We start from the raw sequence: 3,508 nt of genomic DNA on the forward strand, positions 1-3,508 counted from the left end.
AAGAATTAATATTTGATACTTTCGTATCCAGCTTCGAAAGTGCCAAAATTTATTCAACCGTTAAAGAAGCTGTGCAGAGCTTCCTTGACAAAGATCAGGTAGCTTAGTCAAACTTGTAAAGTGGTATGAATCTATTATAGATGAATTAATTCTCTGCGTATCTGCTTCTTCCATCTGTCCAAGACCCTGCTGCAAAAATTCTTCCAATTCTTTGGGAAATTCTATTTCTTGAATCTTATCCAAATAATCAACAATTTTATTATATGCCCTTTCTTTTTCCTCAGTATCAATTCTCCCATTAAGAAACTGTCCAAAATGTACACATAAATACATTCCATAACCTCCTGGAAATGCTTGCAGCAGTTTTTCTTTGATTGTAAATTTCTTCTCAATGTCTTTTTCAATATAGGTAATTGCCTGCTCAATGTCATAGTCTTTTATTAACTGTTCCAGGCATTTTTTTTAGCCATTGATTTTTCAACTTCTAAATCCATTTTATATTTGCACTTTGCCAGAACAACGGCTTTATTTTTACTTGCAAGAATATCTTTGATTTCAGCAATACTGATGCCTAATTTCCTTAAAACTCCAATTTCTTTTAATACAGAAATATCTTCATCGCTATAATTTCGGTAACCATTATCCTCAACCGCTGGAGAAATCAATCCCTGCTGCTCATAATATTCAACTGCTTTTTTTGTCAATTTACATTTTTTACAAACATCTTTAATTAACATTCGTATCACCTCATAATTTATCATAGGCTAACCCCTAAGGTGATAGTCAATACCTATTTTGTATAAAGTTCAAAAATATACGCAATGTACAGAGTACTTTTTTATCCGATAAATCCTCACATTTGCTTTATCAACTTTCAATATCTTATCAGTAAATACTGCTTATATTCCATAGTGAATTAAATATTTATCCTTTTTTATCGCATCAGTTATCATTTCAATAAGGGCTTGAAGTTCTTGGGATTGATATTGACTATTTGCCTTGATAATAACATCTCTAAATTGTATAAGTGACTTTGGCGGGATGAGCGTTATCCCATAATAATCCAAGCCGTTTCCTGGCTGAGTTGTAACCTGAAAATATGTTTTTATCGCCATTAATTCTTCATTATACTTTATAATTAATTCTTCTATTAAATCATCATTTACAGAAATACAATTATGTTTTTCAGGCTCATACTCGTTATACCACTTGTTTTCTTCAAAAGAATCTATTATTCCAAACTCATGCTTCGCCAGACTATTACCCCCCTGCAAATGCATATAACCTCTCTTAATACACATTGTGAGAATATTATTCACTAAAGTTAAATATTTTGTAATGCTTTTGAAATTTCATCAAACCTTTCATCGGATATACCAAGTTTTTTCTTAAATCTTTCATCATTCATTCTTTCAACAATTACCTTGTCTGGAGATATTTCATTAATAATATTTTTTATCTTATTAACAGATTCCTCTGTATCATTATAGCCTTTAATAATTGTTACTTCTAAAATAAATTTTCCTTTATATTGTTTATTAAATAGAATCATATTTGAAATATATTCTTTTAGCGTATATCCTTCAATTGGTCTTTGGATTTTTTGAAAATCTTCTTCTGAAATTGCCTTTATCTCTCCAATAACTTCATCACATTTATTGGCTATTTGCATATATTCTTTTCTACCCAATAAATAGCCGTTAGATAACAGCCTTACAGGTACTCCCTTACTTTTGATTAAGTCAATGATATCACTAATTCTACTGTTTACAAGGGCTTCTCCTTTTGAGTTAATAAAAACTAAATCAACATTATTATTTTCTATCATACTTTCTAGTTCATTAAATGAATCATCTATTTCATCAAAGGACTGCTGTGTGTCTACTTTATTATACGACCTTCCAATAGGACAGAATATACAATCAAAGTTACAATACTTTTCAGGCAGGATATTTACTTCTAACACCCTTTTACCATCTTCAATATAAATATCTTTATAACTAAAAACGTTCATTCCTATACCCCCTAATTTACTCTATTACTATTTCCTTATTATTTATATCTAAAACTGAAATTTTACTTGTTCCACCTAAATTATCTTCTACTGATTTTGCCAAATCTTTTAATGCATTCTCAAATTCTACTACTCTAGTTTCGTCTACTAATTCAATACATAAGAAAGCATTAGTCGTATTTTCAGTAAGCATTGTTCTTATTGCTTCACGCCAGTTCCAGCATCTGCAAATTGCACCTTTATCATCTTTGTAGACTATTTCCCCTTCATATGGAGGCGAGTTCTCTTCGGTTCCCAATGGAATAAATTCCTCATTTCCAACAGCCTTAGTTAATCTTATATCACCAACAAATTTGTCTATATCTTCACCGCCACAAGGTAATGCATACCTTAATGAAATAGAGTTGTAAATATCCACAAGTGGATTAATAGTTCCTATATGATTGCCATTATGAACTCTCTTTAGTAATGCTTCTATGGATGACCTTGCACCTTTCTTTGTTTTAAATTTTTGGAATGCTTCTCTCCATACTTTTATTACTGAATTTTTACTAAATTCTGCATTCTGTAGATACTTTAATGCTTCCTTTTCTGCCTTTAAAATCATTTCTTCATATTGCTCTTTATCTTTTATGGAATTATCTATACCATGACAAATTACAACTCCAATCTTTGCATTAGGGAATACTCCTAAAAAATCATCCTCAATAATAAATTTTTTCATTTGAATACCTCCTCAATATTATTTAAGATAGTTTTCATTTTTGCCTGATTTACTTATTTGTATAGTATAATGAATCAGTCATTTTTTATATTAGCGTCAATGATTATTCAATTGATATTAATTCCAAACCAATGATTCCACCAACTATTAATACTATACGAACTATACGCATCATATCAATAGGTTCCTTAAACAAAATAATACCTAATAATACTGTACCAATTGTTCCTATTCCTGTCCAAATTGCATATGCAGTACCTATTGGGAAATTTTATAAAGACAATGATAAAAAATAAAAACTTGCAACCATTCCTATCAAAGTTAATATGCTGGATATTATTTTTGTAAATCCTTGTGAATACTTTAATCCCTCTGCCCACCATACTTCAAAAATTCCTGCTGCCACTAAGTAAAACCACTTCATAATTAGTCCCCCAAGATAAGTATTTGCATTCACCATAATAATATCTCATAGCAATATTTCAAAATAAGTAAAATAAAAAGCCCAAAGAAATATTATGAAAATATCTCCCAGGCTTTTATCCTTCCGTGTACACAGTTAACTGTGCGTTTTCTCTCGGACCTGCCAAATATAAATTGCGGAACCCTAGAAAACTTAAATATATAATTTAATTATTATTTAATACCACTTTACAAGTTTGACTAAGCTACCTGATCTTTGTCAAGGAAGCTCTGCACAGCTTCTTTAACGGTTGAATAAATTTTGGCACTTTCGAAGCTGGATACGAAAGTATCAAATATTAATTCCT

At 30.4% G+C, this 3,508-nt stretch carries 5 protein-coding genes, 1 pseudogene and 1 riboswitch; all 6 genes and pseudogenes read right to left on the reverse strand.

Annotated features, from left to right (window positions below; genetic code table 11):
• Positions 1-60: 60 nt before the first annotated feature.
• The 6 genes and pseudogenes from AN619_RS16055 to AN619_RS14340 all read right to left on the reverse strand — a co-directional run bounded on the left by AN619_RS16055 (position 61) and on the right by AN619_RS14340 (position 3,198).
• Positions 61-333, reverse strand: a complete 273-nt coding sequence (locus AN619_RS16055; RefSeq protein ID WP_068557952.1) for a hypothetical protein — start codon at positions 331-333, stop codon at positions 61-63.
• Positions 334-440: 107 nt separating this feature from the next.
• Positions 441-737 (reverse strand): MerR family transcriptional regulator, encoded by a 297-nt coding sequence (locus tag AN619_RS14320; RefSeq protein ID WP_198153326.1) that lies wholly within the window; start codon positions 735-737, stop codon positions 441-443.
• Between the two features lie 162 nt (positions 738-899).
• A complete protein-coding gene (locus tag AN619_RS14325; protein ID WP_242867416.1) occupies positions 900-1,280 on the reverse strand; it encodes a hypothetical protein in 381 nt (126 codons plus the stop codon).
• A gap of 44 nt (positions 1,281-1,324) precedes the next feature.
• Positions 1,325-2,014, reverse strand: a complete 690-nt coding sequence (locus AN619_RS14330) for a radical SAM protein (protein WP_068557954.1) — start codon at positions 2,012-2,014, stop codon at positions 1,325-1,327.
• 16 nt (positions 2,015-2,030) lie between these two features.
• The gene (locus AN619_RS14335; RefSeq protein WP_068557955.1) at positions 2,031-2,738 is read right to left on the reverse strand and encodes a B3/B4 domain-containing protein; all 708 of its coding nucleotides are present in this window, start codon (positions 2,736-2,738) and stop codon (positions 2,031-2,033) included.
• A 103-nt stretch (positions 2,739-2,841) separates the two neighbouring features.
• A pseudogene (locus AN619_RS14340) lies at positions 2,842-3,198 on the reverse strand (DMT family transporter).
• Between the two features lie 66 nt (positions 3,199-3,264).
• Positions 3,265-3,360, reverse strand: a riboswitch (guanidine-I (ykkC/yxkD leader).
• Positions 3,361-3,508 lie beyond the last annotated feature (148 nt).

It is taken from the genome of Thermotalea metallivorans (assembly GCF_001562415.1).
Taxonomy (GTDB): Bacteria; Bacillota; Clostridia; order Peptostreptococcales; family Thermotaleaceae; genus Thermotalea; species Thermotalea metallivorans.

What these genes read in the sequence shown, in the direction of transcription:
- AN619_RS14330 (WP_068557954.1), bottom strand. Translation starts at nt 2,014, where the DNA reads ATGAACGTTTTTAGTTATAAAGATATTTATATTGAAGATGGTAAAAGG.
- AN619_RS14335 (WP_068557955.1), bottom strand. Translation starts at nt 2,738, where the DNA reads ATGAAAAAATTTATTATTGAGGATGATTTTTTAGGAGTATTCCCTAAT.
- AN619_RS14320 (WP_198153326.1), bottom strand. Translation starts at nt 737, where the DNA reads ATGTTAATTAAAGATGTTTGTAAAAAATGTAAATTGACAAAAAAAGCA.
- AN619_RS16055 (WP_068557952.1), bottom strand. Translation starts at nt 333, where the DNA reads ATGTATTTATGTGTACATTTTGGACAGTTTCTTAATGGGAGAATTGAT.
- AN619_RS14325 (WP_242867416.1), bottom strand. Translation starts at nt 1,280, where the DNA reads ATGCATTTGCAGGGGGGTAATAGTCTGGCGAAGCATGAGTTTGGAATA.